General features: G+C 65.3%; 18 protein-coding genes and 1 tRNA gene. 12 read left to right on the top strand and 7 right to left on the bottom strand.

Annotation, left to right across the window (positions count from 1 at the left end):
• Positions 1–116 precede the first annotated feature (116 nt).
• From AYJ57_RS15050 to AYJ57_RS15035, 4 genes are all read left to right on the top strand, one after another.
• The gene (locus AYJ57_RS15050; RefSeq protein WP_083191304.1) at positions 117–824 is read left to right on the top strand and encodes a gamma-glutamylcyclotransferase; all 708 of its coding nucleotides are present in this window, start codon (positions 117–119) and stop codon (positions 822–824) included.
• A gap of 241 nt (positions 825–1065) precedes the next feature.
• Entirely contained in the window at positions 1066–1347 is a 282-nt protein-coding gene (gene ihfB / locus AYJ57_RS15045) for an integration host factor subunit beta (protein ID WP_066107709.1), read from the top strand.
• A gap of 5 nt (positions 1348–1352) precedes the next feature.
• Positions 1353–1703, top strand: a complete 351-nt coding sequence (locus tag AYJ57_RS15040) for a lipopolysaccharide assembly protein LapA domain-containing protein (protein ID WP_066110351.1) — start codon at positions 1353–1355, stop codon at positions 1701–1703.
• A gap of 130 nt (positions 1704–1833) precedes the next feature.
• Positions 1834–2529: a phosphoribosylanthranilate isomerase gene (locus AYJ57_RS15035; protein ID WP_237220249.1), complete on the top strand. Its 696-nt coding sequence runs from the start codon at positions 1834–1836 to the stop codon at positions 2527–2529.
• Positions 2530–2706: 177 nt separating this feature from the next.
• Here AYJ57_RS15035 and ykgO read toward each other — a convergent pair whose 3' ends face one another.
• Together ykgO and AYJ57_RS15030 are read right to left on the bottom strand one after the other, a co-directional pair.
• The gene (gene ykgO, locus AYJ57_RS25530) at positions 2707–2832 is read right to left on the bottom strand and encodes a type B 50S ribosomal protein L36 (protein ID WP_008884645.1); all 126 of its coding nucleotides are present in this window, start codon (positions 2830–2832) and stop codon (positions 2707–2709) included.
• 82 nt (positions 2833–2914) lie between these two features.
• Positions 2915–2989, bottom strand: a tRNA-Val gene (locus AYJ57_RS15030).
• A gap of 159 nt (positions 2990–3148) precedes the next feature.
• Here AYJ57_RS15030 and AYJ57_RS15025 point away from each other — a divergent pair.
• Positions 3149–4009 carry an N-formylglutamate amidohydrolase gene (locus AYJ57_RS15025; protein WP_066107706.1) on the top strand — a complete coding sequence of 287 codons (861 nt, stop codon included), beginning with the start codon at positions 3149–3151 and terminating at the stop codon, positions 4007–4009.
• 70 nt (positions 4010–4079) lie between these two features.
• Here the strand turns inward: AYJ57_RS15025 and AYJ57_RS15020 are convergent, their stop codons facing one another.
• Both AYJ57_RS15020 and AYJ57_RS15015 read right to left on the bottom strand, forming a co-directional pair.
• Entirely contained in the window at positions 4080–4727 is a 648-nt protein-coding gene (locus tag AYJ57_RS15020) for a pseudouridine synthase (protein WP_066107703.1), read from the bottom strand.
• Positions 4728–4808: 81 nt separating this feature from the next.
• Complete coding sequence (locus AYJ57_RS15015; RefSeq protein WP_066107700.1) at positions 4809–5981, bottom strand: thiolase family protein; 1173 nt, start codon at positions 5979–5981, stop codon at positions 4809–4811.
• A gap of 193 nt (positions 5982–6174) precedes the next feature.
• Here AYJ57_RS15015 and AYJ57_RS15010 point away from each other — a divergent pair, with 193 nt between their 5' ends.
• The 3 genes from AYJ57_RS15010 (at position 6175) to AYJ57_RS25910 (ending at position 7592) form a co-directional block, all read left to right on the top strand.
• Positions 6175–6528 (top strand): STAS domain-containing protein, encoded by a 354-nt coding sequence (locus AYJ57_RS15010; RefSeq protein ID WP_066107698.1) that lies wholly within the window; start codon positions 6175–6177, stop codon positions 6526–6528.
• A 21-nt stretch (positions 6529–6549) separates the two neighbouring features.
• The gene (locus AYJ57_RS15005; protein ID WP_157374187.1) at positions 6550–6996 is read left to right on the top strand and encodes an ATP-binding protein; all 447 of its coding nucleotides are present in this window, start codon (positions 6550–6552) and stop codon (positions 6994–6996) included.
• 422 nt (positions 6997–7418) lie between these two features.
• Entirely contained in the window at positions 7419–7592 is a 174-nt protein-coding gene (locus AYJ57_RS25910) for a hypothetical protein (protein WP_157374185.1), read from the top strand.
• Between the two features lie 166 nt (positions 7593–7758).
• On the opposite strand, the gene AYJ57_RS15000 is transcribed toward AYJ57_RS25910, so the two are convergent.
• The 3 genes from AYJ57_RS15000 to AYJ57_RS14990 form a co-directional block, all read right to left on the bottom strand.
• On the bottom strand, positions 7759–9129 hold the full coding sequence (locus tag AYJ57_RS15000; protein WP_066107695.1) for a glutamate--cysteine ligase: 1371 nt from the start codon (positions 9127–9129) through the stop codon (positions 7759–7761).
• 67 nt (positions 9130–9196) lie between these two features.
• Positions 9197–9724, bottom strand: a complete 528-nt coding sequence (locus tag AYJ57_RS14995) for a hypothetical protein (RefSeq protein ID WP_066107694.1) — start codon at positions 9722–9724, stop codon at positions 9197–9199.
• 34 nt (positions 9725–9758) lie between these two features.
• A complete protein-coding gene (locus AYJ57_RS14990) occupies positions 9759–10487 on the bottom strand; it encodes a 16S rRNA (uracil(1498)-N(3))-methyltransferase (protein WP_066110344.1) in 729 nt (242 codons plus the stop codon).
• Between the two features lie 12 nt (positions 10488–10499).
• Here AYJ57_RS14990 and ubiA point away from each other — a divergent pair, with 12 nt between their 5' ends.
• The 4 genes from ubiA (at position 10500) to AYJ57_RS14970 (ending at position 17370) form a co-directional block, all read left to right on the top strand.
• On the top strand, positions 10500–11468 hold the full coding sequence (gene ubiA, locus AYJ57_RS14985) for a 4-hydroxybenzoate octaprenyltransferase (RefSeq protein WP_066107692.1): 969 nt from the start codon (positions 10500–10502) through the stop codon (positions 11466–11468).
• Between the two features lie 62 nt (positions 11469–11530).
• A complete protein-coding gene (locus AYJ57_RS14980) occupies positions 11531–13537 on the top strand; it encodes an OmpA family protein (protein WP_066107689.1) in 2007 nt (668 codons plus the stop codon).
• Positions 13534–13863 (top strand): hypothetical protein, encoded by a 330-nt coding sequence (locus tag AYJ57_RS14975; RefSeq protein WP_066107686.1) that lies wholly within the window; start codon positions 13534–13536, stop codon positions 13861–13863. Before AYJ57_RS14980 ends, AYJ57_RS14975 begins: the two co-directional genes overlap by 4 nt.
• Before the next feature lie 249 nt (positions 13864–14112).
• Positions 14113–17370: a calcium-binding protein gene (locus AYJ57_RS14970; RefSeq protein ID WP_066107684.1), complete on the top strand. Its 3258-nt coding sequence runs from the start codon at positions 14113–14115 to the stop codon at positions 17368–17370.
• Positions 17371–17384: the final 14 nt, after the last annotated feature.

Below are 17384 nucleotides of genomic sequence, written 5' to 3'. Positions count from 1 at the left end.
TTTCTTTGGCAGCGCCCCAAAGCTGAGGCTTATTGCTTGGCGCATGGCTGCACAGGGGGATGTGCAGAGCGCTCCGCCGTCTTGCGCTTGGGCCGCAGGCGTGACGATAACCGCATATGCCAAACGATATGCCCTCTACCGCTGCCCTTTTCCTGACCGAAGACCATGTGAACCGGGTCTTTCGCGAAGTGCCTGAAACCGACGACGCCGAGCTTTGGGGCTGGACCCGTCTCGATGACGCGGGCATCGCTGCGAAGGCGCGGGAGATTCTCGCGCAGCGCCCGGAGGGGCCGCTGCAGGTATTTGCGTATGGCTCGCTTCTGTGGAAGCCGGAGTTCACCCCGGTCGCCGAACGGCAGGGGCGGGCATTGGGCTGGCACCGTGCCTTCTGTATCGAGCTGACCTCGTGGCGCGGCACGCCCGAGGCGCCGGGGCTGATGATGGCGCTGATGCCGGGCGGCGAATGCACCGCGCTGCTGCACGAGGTGGCCGAGGCGGAGGTGCTGGCAGCCACCGAGGCGCTCGTGCGCCGCGAGATGCCCTATGTGGAGCTTTCGGACAGCTACAGCTGGGTGCCCGTCGAAACAGCGGGCGGCATGGTGAGTGCGCTGACCTTCTATGCGCCGCCGCGTGGAAATCGTCTGCGGACCGATCTGACGCTGGAGGAGACCGCACAGATCATCGCGCGCGCCTGCGGCCACGCGGGCTCGAACGTCGAATATCTGCATCGGACGGTGACGTCTCTGGCCGCGCAGGGGCTGCACGACGCGCAATTGTGGCGGCTGGAACGGCTGGTCGCGGAAGAAATCGACGCGCTTTTTTGAGCCGAGATTGCGTGGCTTCGGCCTGTCTCGGGGGCCGAATCGCGGACTATTCTTTGGGATAGCCGCAGCGCAGCAATTGCGCCCGGCGCGGGCTCGAGCGGGGTTTGACCGGCATGAAGCCGCGCAATACGCTGCTTTTCATGGATTTTTCTCTGATTCTCGCGGTTTCCATTTGGCGAGCCCCCGGCAAAGGTCGTACAACAGTGGGAGCGCGGAAAATGCGATATAGGGATGGGCGAGGATGATCAGATCGGAATTGATCCAGAAGATCGCGGAGGAGAACCCGCATCTCTACCAACGAGACGTCGAGCGGATCGTGAACACGATCTTCGAGGAAATCACCGCTGCGATGGCGCATGGCAATCGCGTGGAGCTGCGCGGCTTTGGCGCCTTTTCGGTCAAGCAGCGGGACGCTAGACAGGGCCGGAACCCCCGCACGGGCGAAGCCGTTGACGTCGAGGAGAAATGCGTGCCGTTTTTCAAGACCGGCAAGCTCTTGCGGGACCGACTGAACGGGAAGTGACCTCGATGAAATACATTCGCTACGCCTTCTGGGCCATTCTGGCCATTGTGCTGATCTGCGTGGCTCTGGCCAACCGTGGACCTGCCACGCTGAACCTTCTGCCGACCGAAATGGCCGAACTGCTGAACTTCCAGTACACGGTCACTGTGCCGGTGTTCATCGTGATCTTTGGCGGGATTGTCGCGGGTCTGCTGATCGGCTTCGTCTGGGAGTGGCTGCGCGAGCACAAGCATCGTGCGGTGGCGGCGCAGCGCAAGACCGAGGTGAAGCGGCTCGAGCGGCAGCTGAAAAAGACTCAGGACGAGCGCGACAAGGATAAGGACGAGGTTCTGGCGATCCTCGACCAGAGCGCCTGAGGCACCCTCAGCGGGCGTGCCAGCGTGAGTTGGGCCCCGAGATTTGAAAGCACTGCCGGAGGGCAGGCAGAGGGGGGCTTTGGCTCCCCTCATTGCTTGGCGGCGGGCGTCTGCGGGAGTATCTACGGAAATGAACGCTGAAGAAGGCAAGGAGCGGATGGATATTCAGGTGAAAATCTGCGGGCTGCGCACGCCCGCCGACGTGGCCGCCGTCGCCGAGGCCGGGGCGCGCTACGCAGGCTTTGTGTTCTTCCCCAAGAGCCCGCGTGCGGTGACCGTGGCGCAGGCGCGCGAGCTGGCGCTGGCGGCCCCTGTGGGGCTGGCCAAGGTGGCGCTGGTGGTCGACGCGGACGATGCTCTGCTGCAAGAGATCACCGACAATGTGCCGCTCGATATCCTTCAGTTACACGGCAAGGAGAGCGTCGAGCGCGTGGCGGAGATTCGCGAGCGCTTCGGCCTGCCGGTGATGAAGGCCGTGGGCGTGGCGTCTGAGGAAGACCTGCCTGCGCTAGAAGCCTATGGGCGGGTTGCCGACATGCTGCTCGTCGATGCCAAGGCGCCGAAAGGCGGGGCGCTGCCCGGCGGCAACGGGCTGGCCTTCGATTGGCGGCTTATCGCCGGTCGGCGCTGGCCGGTGCCTTGGATTCTGGCAGGTGGGCTGACCGCGCAGAATGTGGCGCAGGCGGTGCGGATGACCGGAGCGCGGCAGATCGACCTTTCGAGCGGTGTCGAAAGCGCGCCGGGCGAAAAATCGCCGGAGTTGATTCGGGACTTCATGCAGGCCGTGCGAAAAGCAGAGGCCGAGCTCGAGGTGCCGCAGATCTGACGTATCGCGGCGCAGTGGCGGACAGCAAAAGGCCCCATGCGTTCGCACGGGGCCTTTTTGTATGGCGTGGCTGCGGCCTGCTGTAAAACCGGTGCTGCACCAAACCCTTGCGCTGGACAGCAAAAAGGCCACCCGAGATGGGCGGCCCTCAGCCGGATCAAGATCCTGCGGTTTCGATCAGCCCTGACGAGCTTTGAAACGACGCTGGGTCTTGTTGATCACGTAAACACGGCCCTTGCGACGCACAACGCGGCAGTCGCGATGGCGCTGTTTGAGCGAGCGGAGCGAGTTAGCGACTTTCATATCAAGTCTCTCCTCTTTCGCGGCGCGCGAGCGCCTGGCGTTGCGTTTTGCCCCGAACCGTGGTTCGAGGCGATGAATTCCATGGTGGGCGGTACTGGGATCGAACCAGTGGCCCCTACGATGTCAACGTAGTGCTCTACCGCTGAGCTAACCGCCCGTATGGCCTGCGCTTTTCTTGTTGTTCTGGCCGCGTCCCTCTTTCGAGTGCCGCAGTGAACTGCGCCGGTGGAGCGCTCTATAAAAGGAGTCGGAGGGGGGATCAAGGGCTTTTGGGAGAAATAAGATTCAGGCTATCTTATTCCTGCAAGGAGCCCCGATGCCCAAAGTCGCTTATCATCTCGATCTGCCTGAAACCCATAGTTCTGCGGTGGTTTTCGCCTCGCCGCACTCTGGGCGTGACTACCCGTGGAGCTTTCTGCGGGGCACGGTTCTGGACGAGAAGCAGATTCGCTCGTCCGAAGATGCCTTCGTCGATCGGCTGTTCGATTGTGCGCCGCAGTTCGGAGCGCCTTTGCTACGCGCCGGGGCGCCGCGCGCCTTCATCGATCTCAACCGTGCCTCTGACGAGCTTGATCCTGCGCTGATCGAGGGAGTGCGCCGCGCCGGGCATAACCCGCGAGTCGCCTCCGGCCTTGGCGTCGTGCCGCGTGTGGTGGCGAACGGGCGGGCGATCTACTGCGGCAAGCTGCCTCTAGCCGAAGCAGAGCGGCGCATCGGGCTCTACTGGAGGCCCTACCACACACGCCTGCAGGCGCTGCTCGATTCGGCCAAGAGCGCGTTTGGCGAGTCGATCCTGATCGATTGCCATTCGATGCCGCATGAGGCGGTGGAAAGCGTGCTGCGCCGGGGGACACGCAGGCCGGAAATCGTACTGGGGGATCGATTCGGCGCCTCGGCTGCGCCCGAGGTGGTCGATCTGGTGGAGCAGGCCTTCCGCCGCGCCGGACTTGAAGTGGCGCGCAATGCGCCCTTCGCCGGGGCGTTCACCACGATGAATTACGGTCGACCCTCACGCCGCCAGCACGCGATCCAGATCGAGATCGACCGTGCGCTCTATATGGACGAGGCGCAGGTGCGCCCGAGCGGGGATTTCCACGCCTTCCGGCGGTTGCTGCGCGGCGTGATTGCCGAAGTGGCCGCCATCGGGCATCGCGAGCAACGTCTGGCAGCGGAGTAACCTGGCTCGGACGTTCCGCTCCCCGCGCCTCCGGCGGGGATATTTCCGCCAATAGGAAGGGCAGGACGGCTCAGAACGGCGCGGGTGCGCGGAAAGTGTGGCCCATGCCGCCGTCGGGATGACGCAGGCGCAGCTCTTCGGCGTGCAGCATCATGCGTGGATACTGATCGGCGGTGTCCGGCGCGTAGAACGGATCGCCCAGAATCGGATGGCCCTGAGACAGCATGTGCACCCTCAACTGGTGGCTGCGCCCGGTGCGGGGCAGCAGGTGCACACGGGTTTCCTCGTCGGTGGCCTTGATCACCCGCCAGTCGGTCTGCGCCGGTTTGCCGGTCTCGTGGCAGACCATCTGCTTGGGCCGGTTCGGCCAGTCGACGATCAGCGGCAGGTCGATATGCCCGTGCTTGGGCTCGAGCCGCCCGGCGACCCGCGCCAGATAGGTCTTCTTGGTGCGGCGGCGTTCGAACTGCTGACCGATGTGGCGCTGCGCATGCGGGGTGAGGGCGAATACCATCACCCCTGAGGTGTCGCGGTCGAGACGGTGCACCAGCAGCACCTGCGGGAAGGCGACCTTCAGCCGTTCGATCAGGCAGTCGGCAAGCTCCGGGCCCTTGCCGGGCACGGAGAGCAGCCCTGCGGGCTTGTCGACGACGAGGATCTCGTGATCGGCGTGAAGGACCGGGATCTCTCCCTGCGGCGGATTGTAATCGGAGCTCATGCGGCGCTCATGGCAAAAGCCGGGCGGCGCTGCAAGGCTCCTGCGCGGCGCCATGCCGTCGCAGAGCCGCAATAGGGCGCCTCAGAGCCGCTCTATGGCAATCGCCGTACCTTCGCCACCGCCGATGCAGATCGCCGCCACACCGCGCTTCAGGCCACGGGTTTCCAGCGCGTTGAGCAGCGTCACCATGATCCGCGCGCCAGAGGCGCCGATCGGATGTCCTAGGGCGCAGGCGCCGCCGTTGACGTTCACCACGTCGCGCGGCAGACCCATCTCGTGCATGAAGGCCATCGGCACGACGGCAAAGGCCTCGTTGACCTCCCAAAGATCGACGTCCGACAGCTTCCAGCCGACGCGCTCCAGAAGTTTGCGGGCGGCGGGAATCGGCGCGGTGGGAAAGAGGTTCGGGGCCTGCGCGTGGCTGGCATGGCCGAGGATGCGCGCCCGCGGCGTGACGCCGGTCTGCGCCGCCACATCGAGCGTGCTCAGCACCAGCGCGGCGGCCCCATCTGAGATCGAGCTGGAGTTGGCCGCGGTCACCGTGCCGCCGGGCCGGAACGCGGGTTTCAGGTGCGGGATCTTCTCGGGGCGGGCGCGCGCTGGCTGCTCGTCGCGGGTGATCACCTCCTCACCGGTGCGGGCGTGGATCGTCACCGGGGTGATCTCATTCTCGAAGGCGCCGCTGCGCTCGGCATCCAGTGCGTTCGACAGCGAGGCAAGTGCGTATTGATCCTGTGCCTCGCGGGTGAACTGGAAAGCCTCGGCGCAATCCTCGGCGAAGGTGCCCATGAGGCGGCCCTTGTCATAGGCGTCTTCGAGCCCGTCGAGGAACATGTGATCCACCGAAGTGCCATGCCCGAGCCGTGCGCCGCCGCGCATCTGCGGCAGCAGATAGGGCGCGTTGCTCATGCTCTCCATGCCGCCCACGGCCATGACCTTCGCCTCGCCGAGCGCCAGCCGGTCCCAGCCCATCATTGCAGCCTTCATGCCAGAGCCGCACATCTTGTTGAGCGTGGTCGCGGGCACCTCTTCGCCGAGCCCGGCCTTGAAGCCCGCCTGCCGCGCCGGTGCCTGACCCTGTCCCGCAGGCAGCACGCAGCCCATCAGCAACTCGTCCACCGCGGGCCGGCCCGCTTCGGCCAGCGCCGCCCGCAGCGCAGCGCCGCCGAGTTCCGCAGCCGAGACATCCGACAGCGCCCCCTGAAACCCGCCCATGGCGGTCCGCGCCGCGCCGGTGATCACTACGTCCTTCATGCTCTCTCCTCCCAAAGACACGGATCCTGAATACCGAATGGTAAGGAATGCCGTCTAGCTTGCTGAAGATATGGGCACTTGTGGTCGCATCGGCAATCACCCTCGGGCGGCGCTTGGCTAAGTGCTGGGGCAGGGCTTGGATGAGCCCTCGGGGCGCGCCCAGATAATCGGAGCCGGATAGTCGGAGAATGCCATGAAGCTCAGCAGCCATGGAACGGATCCGCAGGTGGTTCGGGTCGAGGAAACGCGGATCGACGCTGCGGTGGCGATCCAGTTCAAGGATGCGATGCGCCTCGGCGTGACCCCCGCCGCAAAGCGCGTGATCCTTGATCTCGGCGCGGTGGAGTTCATCGACTCAAGCGGATTGGGCGCCATCGTCGCGGCAATGAAGGAGCTTGCTCCCGGGCAAAGGCTCGATCTGGCCGGGCTATCGCCGATGGTCGACAAGGTCTTCCGCCTGACTCGGATGGACACCATCTTCGTGCTCTATCCCACCCTGGCAGAGGCGGAGGCCGCGTCTTCGCAGGGGGCGGGACCGGAGAGCTAGAGGCTGATTTGGCGGCGCGACATGACCAGCCTGCCCGAAAGCACAAGGAAACTGTCGCAGAGCCTCACCTTGGGTGCCTGCGCCGCAGAGGTGCGCGCGGCGTTGGCGGAGGTGACCGCGATGCTGTCCGCACATCAGGTGTCGCCAGAGGCACGCGGGGCGATCGAACTGGTGCTGGCCGAAGCGCTGAACAACATCGTCGAGCATGCCTATGCGCCCGCGGCGGCGGGGGATATCGGGCTGCGCGTGAGTTTGGCGGAGGATCAGGCCCTGCTGCAGGTGCGCGACAGGGGCAGCGCAATGCCCGGGCTGGTCTTGCCCGAGGGCAGGCTCAAGCCGCTTGGCCATGACCGAGATTTGCCGGAAGGGGGATTTGGCTGGTACCTGATCCGGAAACTCGCTTCAGAGGTCCGGTACAGGCGCTGTGGGGGCGAGAATGTCCTCGATATCGTCATGCCCCTGCGATGAGCGATGAAGGTCGCGCAACCGAAGGAGAATCACCTTTAGTTGTACTCTTGCTCTTAAAATCGCCTCAGTTGCGCCCGGTTTGCGACAAACTTCCGGGCTATGGTCATCATCAAGCCGATATCGGCATAGCTCGGCGTCGCACCGTTTTCAGCCCCCACCCAGTGTGCGACGCCGAGGCCTTCCCTCAGACCAGATTGAGTGTTGCTCGCGCGCCCCTCGCTTGGGGGTCAGCGACGCCGCATGCGCGTCGCCACCTCAGCGCAGATCGGCGGATTGGTCTCCGTATGGCCGTTTATAGCGCGCATTTGCGACAAATTGCCGGGGCAGAGTGATCTGGTAGCTGCATATAGCTTCCCCCGGACCTGCGCTCATCAGCCCCCGCTCAGTGCGTGGGGCCGGGGACCTTCTCCAGAAAAATTGTCTTGATCCGCCAAGCGCTTCTCGTCACCCGTTTTGCGGCGGTGGCGGGTTTGTGCCGCTGCGTCAGCTTCTCGGGCGAACTTCCGCCGAAAGCTGCGGATTGCGCCGGTCTGCTGCAGGATGGCCGCAAGCTCACCTTAGTCTCGCCCGATTTCAGGCCGATACCGAAGATGTAGCTGCATATGGCTTCCCTCGGCGTCACGCCGTTTCAGCCCCCACCCAGTGCGTGGCGCCGAGGAACTACCAGCGGCACTTCCCGACATTCGCGAGAGCTTCTTGGCGACAGGAGCCATCGGGCCCGGCGGCGCTAGGCGGGCCTCTCAGCAGCCCGCCATACGACCCTCAGTAGCTGTAGGCGCCGTAGATCTTCGACAGATCACCGCCCCATTCGCCGTGATAGAGATCAAGCATCTCATCTGCCTGAACCGTCCCGCTTTCGACGCTTTCCTTCAGCGCATTGAGGAAATGCGTCTCGTCCGGCAGCAGCCCACCCGCGCCGGGGCGGGCGCGCGCGACAAGGCCAGCTTCTGCGATCTTCAGCACCTCGCGGGCGAGATCATGCATGCGGATGCCATTCACCTCGGCCTGCAGGGCATCCTCACCAGCCGCGACGCGCAGGGCTTGGCGCGTTTCGGCGTCCCAGCCCTTCACCAGGTCCCAAGCGGCATCCAGCGCGCCTTGATCGTAGGTCAGCCCGACCCAGAAGGCGGGCAGGGCGCAAAGGCGGCGCCACGGGCCGCCATCGGCGCCGCGCATCTCGATGAATTTCTTCATCCGCGCCTCGGGGAAGAGCGTGGTCAGATGGTCGGCCCAATCCGACAGCGTCGGCTTTTCGCCGGGCAGGGCGGGCAGGCGGCCCGCCATGAAGTCGCGGAAGGACTGGCCAAGCGCGTCGATGTATTTGCCATCGCGGTAGACAAAGTACATCGGCACATCGAGCGCGTATTCCACGTAGCTTTCAAAGCCGAAGCTCTCGTCAAAGACGAAGGGCAGCATGCCGGTGCGTGCGTCATCGAGGTTCTGCCAGACATAGGAGCGATAGCTCTTCATGCCGTTGGGCTTGCCTTCGAGGAAGGGCGAGTTGGCAAAGAGCGCGGTGGCGACGGGCTGCAAAGCCAGCGCGACGCGCATCTTGTTGATCATGTCCAGTTCGGAGCCGAAATCGAGGTTCACCTGCACGGTGCAGGTGCGCCGCATCATGGTGGTGCCTGTGGTGCCGACCTTGCCCATATAGGCATCCATCAGCTTGTAGCGGCCCTTGGGCATGAGGGGCATTTCCTCGTGCTTCCATTCGGGCGCGGCGCCAAGGCCGATGAAGCCCACGCCGATCTCGTCGGCGATGCCCTTCACCTCGCGCAGGTGCTCGTTCACCTCGTCGCAGGTCTGGTGGATGGTCTCGAGCGGGGCACCCGACAGTTCCAGCGCGCCGCCCGGCTCGAGCGAGACGTTGGCGCCGTCCTTGGTCAGGCCGATGAGATTGCCGCCCTCGTTCACCTCGGCCCAGCCGTGCCGGTCGCGCAGCCCTTCCAGCACCGCGCGGATCGAGCGCTCGCCCTCATAGGGCAGCGGGGCGTGGGTGTCGGTCAGATAGCCGAACTTCTCGTGCTCGGTGCCGATGCGCCAGTCCTCTCTGGGCTTGATGCCCTCCTCGAGGTACTCGCCAAGCTGCGCATGATGTTCGATCGGCCCGCCGCCGGACTGGGGAATGGACATGTCTGGGCTCCGATCTTGCTTGGCCTTGGGTCTCGAGGCTCAGGGATGGGGGCAAGCGAAGCCCTTGTCAATGCAGACGGAGGGCGGGTTTTTGTGCGCTGGCGCGCTGCCAGATGGTCACGGGCGCAGACCCGCGCTCCTGCATTTTCTGCAGCATCCGCTCTGTCTGCAGGCCCGGCAGCCGCGCGAAGACGTCGAAAAGTTGATCTGCCCCCTCCGCTGTCAGCGGAATCGCCAGCGTCGTGCCGTCTTCGCTGCGCAGCAGCCAGTGCGGCGGGCGGGCGCGGGGATCGAGGGTCAGCGCGGTCAGACTGTCGAGATCGGTAAAGCCGCCGGTCAGCGGGCCGAAATAGCTGATCCGCCCCTCAATCACCTGCACCATGCCCGGCCCGCCGGTGCCGGTGCGAAAGCGCGCGCGCTGCACCCCGGCAAAAATCAGGGCAATGGCGATCACGATGACCACCCAGCCGATCCACATCAGCAGCCCACCAGGAAACAGTGCCCAGTAAGCGCCGAGCGCCAGCACCGCCAGACCAGCCAGCACCTCGCGCCAGCGCATCAGTCCGGCCTTGGCTTCGGGACGCAGGAAACTCATGCGGCGGGGTTCCTCGGCAGTCGAGCGGGGCAGATCATCGCCAGTCTCCGCAATGCGCCTGCCAGAGCGTCAGCGCCGCCACCGCCGCCGTGTCGGCGCGCAGGATGCGCGGGCCAAGCGCGATGGAGGTCGCCTGTTCCATACCGTGCAGCTTTTTGCGCTCGGGCTCGGAAAAGCCGCCCTCGGGGCCGATCAGCACCGCCCAAGGCCCAGAGGCGCCGGACAGCGCGGCGGCGTAATCTGTGCCCGCGCCCACCGCGGCCTCGTCGCAGAACAGCAGCCGCCTATCGCCCCATTCGGCCAGCAGCGGCCCGAGCTTCTGCAACTCGGAGACCTCTGGCACAAAGGTGGCGCCGCATTGCTCGGCGGCCTCCACCGCGTGGGCCTGCAACCGGTCCTGGCGAATCCTGTCGGAGTTGGTGAAGGCGGTCTGCACCGGCACGATCCGCCGCACGCCCAGTTCCACCGCCTTTTCGACAATAAAATCGGTGCGCGCTTTTTTGATGGGCGCGAACAGCAGCCAGAGGTCGGGCGGCGTGCCCTGCGGCTGGATCTGCTCGGCGCAAACCAGCGTGCCGCCGCGTTTTCCGGTCTCGGAAACCTCGGCCAGCCACGCGCCATCACGCCCGTTGAACAGCGCCACGGAAGCGCCCTGTGGCAGCCGCATCACGGAAAAGAGATAATGGGCCTGCTCCCGCTCGAGAGCGACCGGTTGTCCCGCGCCCAGCGGGTGATCTACATACAGACGAACCTTTGCATTCATGAGGCGGACCATATGACCCATCCCGGCGCAGCGCCAGATCCCTCAGGACAGGTGTCCGACGCGGTACGCGGCAATTGGGTGGACCACCGCGCGCCGGCGTGGACCCGGCCCTATCTGCGCCTGTCGCGCGCTGACCGGCCCATCGGCACATGGTTGCTGCTGCTGCCCTGCTGGTGGGGGCTGCTGCTGTCGATGGTCGCCGATGGCAACGCTTCGTGGTTCGATCTGTGGATATTTGTGGGCTGCGGCATTGGCGCGGTGTTGATGCGCGGCGCGGGCTGCACATGGAACGACATCACCGACCGCGACTTCGATGGCAGCGTGGCGCGCACCGCCTCGCGCCCCATCCCCTCGGGGCAGGTGACCGCCAAACAGGCGCTGGCATGGGCGGTGATCCAGTGCCTGATCTCCTTTGCCATTCTGCTGACCTTCCCGCCGATGGCGATCCTGCTGGGGGTGCTCTCGCTCGGGCCGGTGGCGATCTATCCTTTTGCCAAGCGCTTCACATGGTGGCCGCAGGTGTTTCTTGGTATCGCCTTCAACTGGGGCGCGCTGCTGGCATGGACCGCGCATAGCGGCAGCCTCGGCTGGCCCGCGGTGGCGCTTTATTTTTCGGGCATGGCGTGGACACTGTTCTACGACACGATCTATGCCCATCAGGACAAGGAAGATGACGCGCTGATCGGGGTCAAATCCACCGCGCGCCTCTTCGGAGACGATCGCACGCCAAAAATGCTGGCGTGGTTCATGGTGATCTCGGTCGCGCTGATGGGGGTCGCCGTGGTTCTGGCCGCGCCGCATGGCGAGATCGGGCAGCTGGTGCTGCTGATCGCCGGGCCTTGGACCTTTGGCTGGCACATGCTCTGGCAGATGCGCAAACTCGACGTGAACGACAATGACGTGCTGCTCAGGCTGTTCCGGGCCAACCGCGACGCCGGACTGCTGCCCGTGCTGTTTTTCGCCGTCGCTCTCTTGGCGTGATTGCGCCGACCGGGAGCGGGGCGTATCAGAGTTGAAAAAATGATCAAGAAAGGGACGCTTTGATGCGCCTTTCCGGCTATCTCATTCCGACGACCGCATTTGTTGCCGCTGCGGCGCTCTGCGTCGGGACCGCCTTCTTCTCGATGCAGATGATCGAGACCGCCTCGCGGCAGGATGTCGCCAATGCGCTCAGCCGTGATGGGCAGGACTGGGCCGAGGTGGATGTGAACGGCTTGCAGGTCTTTCTCATCGGCACCGCGCCCGACGAGGCGGCACGATTCCGCGCGATGACCGTGGCTGGCTCGGTTGTGGATTCGGCGCGGGTGATCGACCAGATGCTGGTCGCTGATGCCGAGGCGATCGAGGCGCCGCGCTTCTCGATGGAGATTCTGCGCAATGATGCCGGTATCTCGGTGATCGGGCTGGTCCCGACAGAGACCGACCGCGAGCGTCTTCTGGAAGTGATGTCGGGCATGGTGAGCGGGCCGCAGCAGGTCTCGGACCTGCTCGAAGATGCCGATTTCCCGCCGCCCGAGGGCTGGCGCCGCGCCGTGGATTTCGCCGGCCGCGTGCTGGAGGAACTGCCGCGCTCGAAGATTTCCGTCTCGGCGGGCCGCGTCCACATCAAGGCGATGGCCGACAGCGAGGCCGCCAAGCGCGAGATCGAGCGCGACCTGCGCCGCCGTGTTCCAGATGGCGTCGATCTCAGCCTCGATCTTTCGGCACCGCGCCCGGTGATCACCCCGTTCACGCTGCGCTTCGTGATGGACAGCGATGGCATCCGCTTTGACGCCTGTTCGGTCGACACCGAAGAAGCGCGCACGAAGATTCTCGACGCCGCCAAGATCGCGGGCTTTGAGGGCGACGCACATTGCCGCACGGGGCTTGGTGTGCCGTCGCGCCGCTGGGGGGACGCCACCGCCATGGGCATTCGCGCGCTGGCCGAACTGGGCGGCGGCTCGGTCACTTTCTCCAACGCCGATGTTGCGCTGGTCGCCCCCGAGGGCACCGAGCAGCAGCTTTTCGACAAGGTCGTTGGCGAGCTGGACACCGAGCTGCCGCAGGTCTTCGCGCTGCATGCGACGCTGCCCGAAACACCCGAAGCGGGCGATCAGGGGCCGCCGGAGTTCACCGCCACGCTCTCGCCGCAGGGGGCCGTTCAGCTGCGCGGCCGGATCAATTCGGATCTCTCGCGCGAGACGGCGGACAGTCTGGCCAAGGCGCTCTTTGGCTCGGACAAGGTGTATACCGCCGCGCGTGTGGCCGAGGGACTGCCCAACGGCTGGGCGACCCGCGTTCTGGCCGGGCTCGAGGCGATGGGCGAGCTCAGCAATGGTTCGCTGCGCATCACGCCCGACCTCGTGCGCATCTCCGGCAACACCGGCAACCCGGACGCCAACGCCGAGATCTCGGGCCTGCTGGCCGAAAAGCTGGGCGATGGCGGCGAGTTTGAGATCGACGTGACCTATCTCGAAAAGCTCGACCCGCAACTGGCGATCCCCACGCCCGAGGAATGCGAGGCGCAGATCGTCGAGATCATCGGCGACCGCAAGATCAGCTTCGAGCCGGGCTCGGCGAACCTCGATGCCTCGGCCAAGGACATCATGGATGAACTGGCCGAGCTGCTGAAGATCTGCGGCGACATCCCGCTCGAGATTCAGGGGCACACCGACAGTCAGGGCCGCGAGTCGATGAACGAGGCGCTGAGCCGCGACCGCGCGCAATCGGTGCTCGACGCGCTGCGCAACCGCCGCGTGCTTACCTCGAGCTATCGCGTCAAAGGCTATGGCGAAACCATGCCGATTGCGGATAACAGTACAGAAGAAGGCCGCGAGGCGAACCGCCGGATCGAATTCAAGCTGATCCCCCCCGAACCGACCGAAGAAGAGGCCACCGCGCTCGAGCAGATCGAGCAGGAGGGCACCGAGGCGGAGACGGAGGCAGCGGCCGAAGGCGCAGAGCAGGCGCAGGACGACGAAACGCAGGATCAGGACGCCGCTCAGAAAGAGGCGGCGCCGGACGAGGCAGGGCAAGACGGTCAGGAACCGCAGGAAGGGGCAGAGGAATGAACCGGACGGAATTCGTGATTGCCACGGCAATCATTCTCTTCGTGGCATTCTGCATGGGCTGGTTCGCCAACTGGCTGGTTCATCGCTTCAAGCGGGTGGCGCAGGCCGATGTGGATCAGCTCGAGAAGATGAGCAAGGAGCTGCATGAGGCCGAAGAGACCCGCGATCAGGCCATCACCTATCTGCAGCAGCGCGAGGCGGAGCTGACCAATCAGCTGGCCCAGACCGAAGCCGAGCTTTCGGCGGCGATGGAAGGTCTGCGCGAGGCGCGGCACGAGGCCGAAGACCTGCGCAACATGCTCGACCGCAGCAAGGGCACGGTCTGAGCCTCCGCCCAAGTTTGGCCGTTTCCCCTGCCTGAAAACGGCGGATAACGAGAAATTGTGCCCGATTGTCTCCGTGATGGCGCTTTTCGACGGCCTCTAATCGGGCTGTTTCTCTGTGCGAAATCGCGGCTCTGGGTGATGCCCAAAAGTTGCCGCAAACTCTTCCTAACGAGACTCGATTCCCGGCGCAGAACCGGTCGGGTGGTTTTGGCCGTGCCGACGGGCGTGGTCCGGTGAAGGGTATGCGGTATGACGACCTACGCGGTGACGCTCGACAACTGGAATGATCCCGCTTTCTGGGCGGCGGTCTCCGAAGGGTCCGGCGGGCACACGCTCGATCTCTCTGCATTGCCTGCGGACTTCGGGATCGAGTTCGATCAAGCCAACCTCGTGCTCTTCCTCAACTACGGCGGCGCCAGTTTCATGGTCGGCGATGCGACCGCGCCTGCCGCCTTCGACGCGCAATTGGGCGGAACCACGGAGTGGAGCTTTTTCTCGGTCGTAGACGGCAGCGGCGGCGACGACACGCTCGGTGGCGGCGCGGGCGATGACACGCTGGACGGCGGCGCGGGCAGCGACAGCATGCTCGGCTACGCGGGCGATGACGTGATCACCGGCGGCGATGGCGACGATACGGTCTATGCCGGAGAGGGCGCGGACATGGTCACCGGCGGTGACGGCGACGATTCCATCACCGGCAACGAAGGCGACGATTCGCTGGAGGGCGGCGCGGGCAGCGACTCGCTCTACGGGCAATATGGCGATGACTACGTCAGCGGCGGCGATGGTGATGACACGCTTGAGGGCAACGAGGGCAACGACACGCTGATCGGCGGGGCGGGCAACGACTGGATGCGCGGCTCCTACGCCAATGACGAATTCTGGGGTGGCACCGGCGACGATTCCTATTGGGGTGGCTGGGGCGACGACACGTTCCACATCGAAAACGACTTCGGCAATGACACCGTGGATGCCGAAGGCGTCGACGAGGTTGTCGGCGACACGCTCGATCTGTCGGCGGTCACCGACGCGCTGCGGATCGACCTGACCAATGTGACGCCGGAGATCGGCAGCCTCACCGATGGCACCTCGACGCTGGTTTATGACGAGGTGGAGACGATCGTGCTGGGCTCCGGCGTCGACACGCTGGTGCTGGCCGATGGCGCCGGTCTCGATGCGGTGACGGGCTTCTTGGCACCGACCGATCTGGGCGATGGCAGCTACGCCGGGAACGATCTTCTCGATGTCTCGGGGCTGACGGATGACGATGGCGCCCCGGTCGACACCGCCAAGGTCACGGTCAGCGACACCGTCGGCGATGGCACGGGTGATGCGGTTCTGGGCTTTCCAGGTGGCGTGTCGCTGACGCTTGTCGGGGTGCTGGCGTCGCAGGTCGCATCGGCCGCGCAGCTTGAGGCGCTGGGGATTCCGGCGGCGGAGGCTTCTGAGGAGACGGGGGATACCGGTTCCGACACCGGGGAAACTGACACCGGCGAGACCGACACCGGGGATACGGAAACCGGAGGCACGGACACAGGCTCGGGCACGGACACAGGTACGGATACAGGTGGCACCGATACGGGGGGCACGGATTCCGGCAGCAGTGACACCGGCAGCGACACCAGCTCTGCCGACCTGCCGCAGATCGACGGCACCTTTGAATTCGAGGCGACCATCCGTTTTGACGACCTGTCGGGCGCATCGGGGCAGAAGGTCTTCGAATTCGGCGGCAGCGGCGAGGACAGGATCACCTTCGGCCAGCTTGGTCCCAGCAGTGCGGTGATCTTCGAGATCGTGCAGGATGGTGCCACGTGGATGGTGGTGGCCGAAGACGCGATCATCGAAGGCGAAACCGCGACCTGGACCGTTGGCGTCGACGAGACCGGCTTCATGTACGTCGACAAAGACGGCGTGCAGGTTGCCGAGGGCGATGGCGTGGTGCCCTCCGATACCGAGCGGTCGGTGAACCAGCTCGGTGGCACGGGCGACAGCGCGCTGATTGGCGAGATTGCGGATGTCTCTATCGCTCAGGGCAGCGACGTCTGGACCTTGGACGACGATGCCGCGGAGACGGACACCGGAGGAGACACAGGTACGGATACCGGAACGGGCGGCGAAACCGAGACCGGGACCGAAACCGGCACCCATACCGGCGGCAGCGATACATCGGGCGGCACGGACGACGGCTCTTCGGAAAGTGACGCAGGCACCATCCCCCAGATCGACGGCGCTTTCGAGTTCGAGGCGACGATCCGCTTTGACGACATCACCGATGCCCGCGACCAGCGCGTCTTCGAATTCGGCGGCGAGGGCGAGGACCGGATCACCTTCGGCCAGCTTGGTCCCAGCAGCGCGGTGCTCTTCGAGATCGTGCAGGATGGCGTAACCGCGCTCATCGTGGCCGAGGATGCGATCACCGAAGGCGAGACCGCCGAGTGGGCCGTCGGCGTCGACGACAGCGGCTTCATGTATATCGAGAAAGACGGCGTGCAGATCGCCGAAGGCGACGGTGTGGTGCCGGTGGATAGTGACCGGCTCAGCAACCTGCTTGGCGGGACGGGCGACAGCGCGCTGCAGGGCGAGATGAGCGGTGTTTCGATCACGCAGGGCAGCGCCATGTGGAGCCCCGAGGCGGGGACCACCGAGACCGCGCCCGACGAGAGCGAGGAGGATGCCGCCACCGAGACCGGCGACGGGACGGATGCGGAGCCTGCCGAGGCCGATGGCAACCTGCCGCAGATCGACGGCGCTTTTGAATTTTCGGCCACGCTGCGCTTTGACGACATCACCGATGCCAGCGGCCAGCAGGTCTTTGAGTTTGGCGACGCGGGCGAGGATCGCATCGCCTTCGGCCAGCTTGGCCCGAGCAATGCAGTGGTCTTTTCGGTCACGCAGGGCGGCAGCACGCATTACGTCGTCGCCGAGGACGCGATCACCGAGGGTGAGACCGCCAGTTGGAGCGTCGGGGTCGACGAGAGCGGCTTTATGTATGTCGAGAAGGACGGCGAGCAAATCGCCGAGGGCGACGGTGTCGTGCCGCTCGACAGCGACCGGCTGAGCAACCTGCTCGGCGGGACCGGCGACAGTGCCCTGCAGGGCGAGATCTCCGATGTCAGCGTGACCCAGCCGGGCAGCGTCTGGACGCTCGACGCAGATGGAGAGGCACATTTGCAACTCACCGGCACCGAGGAGGATGAGCTTCTCGAGGGCGGTGACGGTGCCGACACGCTGATCGGCGGGGGCGGAGACGACACGCTGACCGGCGGCGACGGGGCGGATGTGTTCGGCGTTGGGGCCGTGGCGGGCAATGTCACCATCACCGATTTTACGCAGGGCGATCAGATCGATCTGTCGGAGATCGGCGCTTGGGAGGACGGCGAGGCGCTGATGGCCGCGCTCACGCAGGCAGATGGCAACGCCAGCCTCAGCTTTGACATCGACGGCGAGACGCAGACGCTGGCCATCGCCTCGGACGAAGACCTCGAAGAGGACGACTTCCTGCTCTGATCCGGGCCGGGCGC

It is taken from the genome of Salipiger sp. CCB-MM3 (assembly GCF_001687105.1).
Classification (GTDB): domain Bacteria; phylum Pseudomonadota; class Alphaproteobacteria; order Rhodobacterales; family Rhodobacteraceae; genus Salipiger.
This window is presented reverse-complemented; position numbering and strand designations above follow the sequence as displayed.

Coding starts and splice junctions, on each gene's coding strand:
- AYJ57_RS15050 (WP_083191304.1), top strand. CDS start 117: ATGCCAAACGATATGCCCTCTACCGCTGCCCTTTTCCTGACCGAAGAC.
- ihfB (WP_066107709.1), top strand. CDS start 1,066: ATGATCAGATCGGAATTGATCCAGAAGATCGCGGAGGAGAACCCGCAT.
- AYJ57_RS15000 (WP_066107695.1), bottom strand. CDS start 9,129: ATGTCCATTCCCCAGTCCGGCGGCGGGCCGATCGAACATCATGCGCAG.
- AYJ57_RS14995 (WP_066107694.1), bottom strand. CDS start 9,724: ATGAGTTTCCTGCGTCCCGAAGCCAAGGCCGGACTGATGCGCTGGCGC.
- AYJ57_RS15015 (WP_066107700.1), bottom strand. CDS start 5,981: ATGAAGGACGTAGTGATCACCGGCGCGGCGCGGACCGCCATGGGCGGG.
- AYJ57_RS14990 (WP_066110344.1), bottom strand. CDS start 10,487: ATGAATGCAAAGGTTCGTCTGTATGTAGATCACCCGCTGGGCGCGGGA.
- ubiA (WP_066107692.1), top strand. CDS start 10,500: ATGACCCATCCCGGCGCAGCGCCAGATCCCTCAGGACAGGTGTCCGAC.
- AYJ57_RS15020 (WP_066107703.1), bottom strand. CDS start 4,727: ATGAGCTCCGATTACAATCCGCCGCAGGGAGAGATCCCGGTCCTTCAC.
- AYJ57_RS15025 (WP_066107706.1), top strand. CDS start 3,149: ATGCCCAAAGTCGCTTATCATCTCGATCTGCCTGAAACCCATAGTTCT.
- AYJ57_RS15005 (WP_157374187.1), top strand. CDS start 6,550: ATGACCAGCCTGCCCGAAAGCACAAGGAAACTGTCGCAGAGCCTCACC.
- ykgO (WP_008884645.1), bottom strand. CDS start 2,832: ATGAAAGTCGCTAACTCGCTCCGCTCGCTCAAACAGCGCCATCGCGAC.
- AYJ57_RS15040 (WP_066110351.1), top strand. CDS start 1,353: ATGAAATACATTCGCTACGCCTTCTGGGCCATTCTGGCCATTGTGCTG.
- AYJ57_RS14970 (WP_066107684.1), top strand. CDS start 14,113: ATGACGACCTACGCGGTGACGCTCGACAACTGGAATGATCCCGCTTTC.
- AYJ57_RS15010 (WP_066107698.1), top strand. CDS start 6,175: ATGAAGCTCAGCAGCCATGGAACGGATCCGCAGGTGGTTCGGGTCGAG.
- AYJ57_RS14980 (WP_066107689.1), top strand. CDS start 11,531: ATGCGCCTTTCCGGCTATCTCATTCCGACGACCGCATTTGTTGCCGCT.
- AYJ57_RS14975 (WP_066107686.1), top strand. CDS start 13,534: ATGAACCGGACGGAATTCGTGATTGCCACGGCAATCATTCTCTTCGTG.
- AYJ57_RS15035 (WP_237220249.1), top strand. CDS start 1,834: ATGAACGCTGAAGAAGGCAAGGAGCGGATGGATATTCAGGTGAAAATC.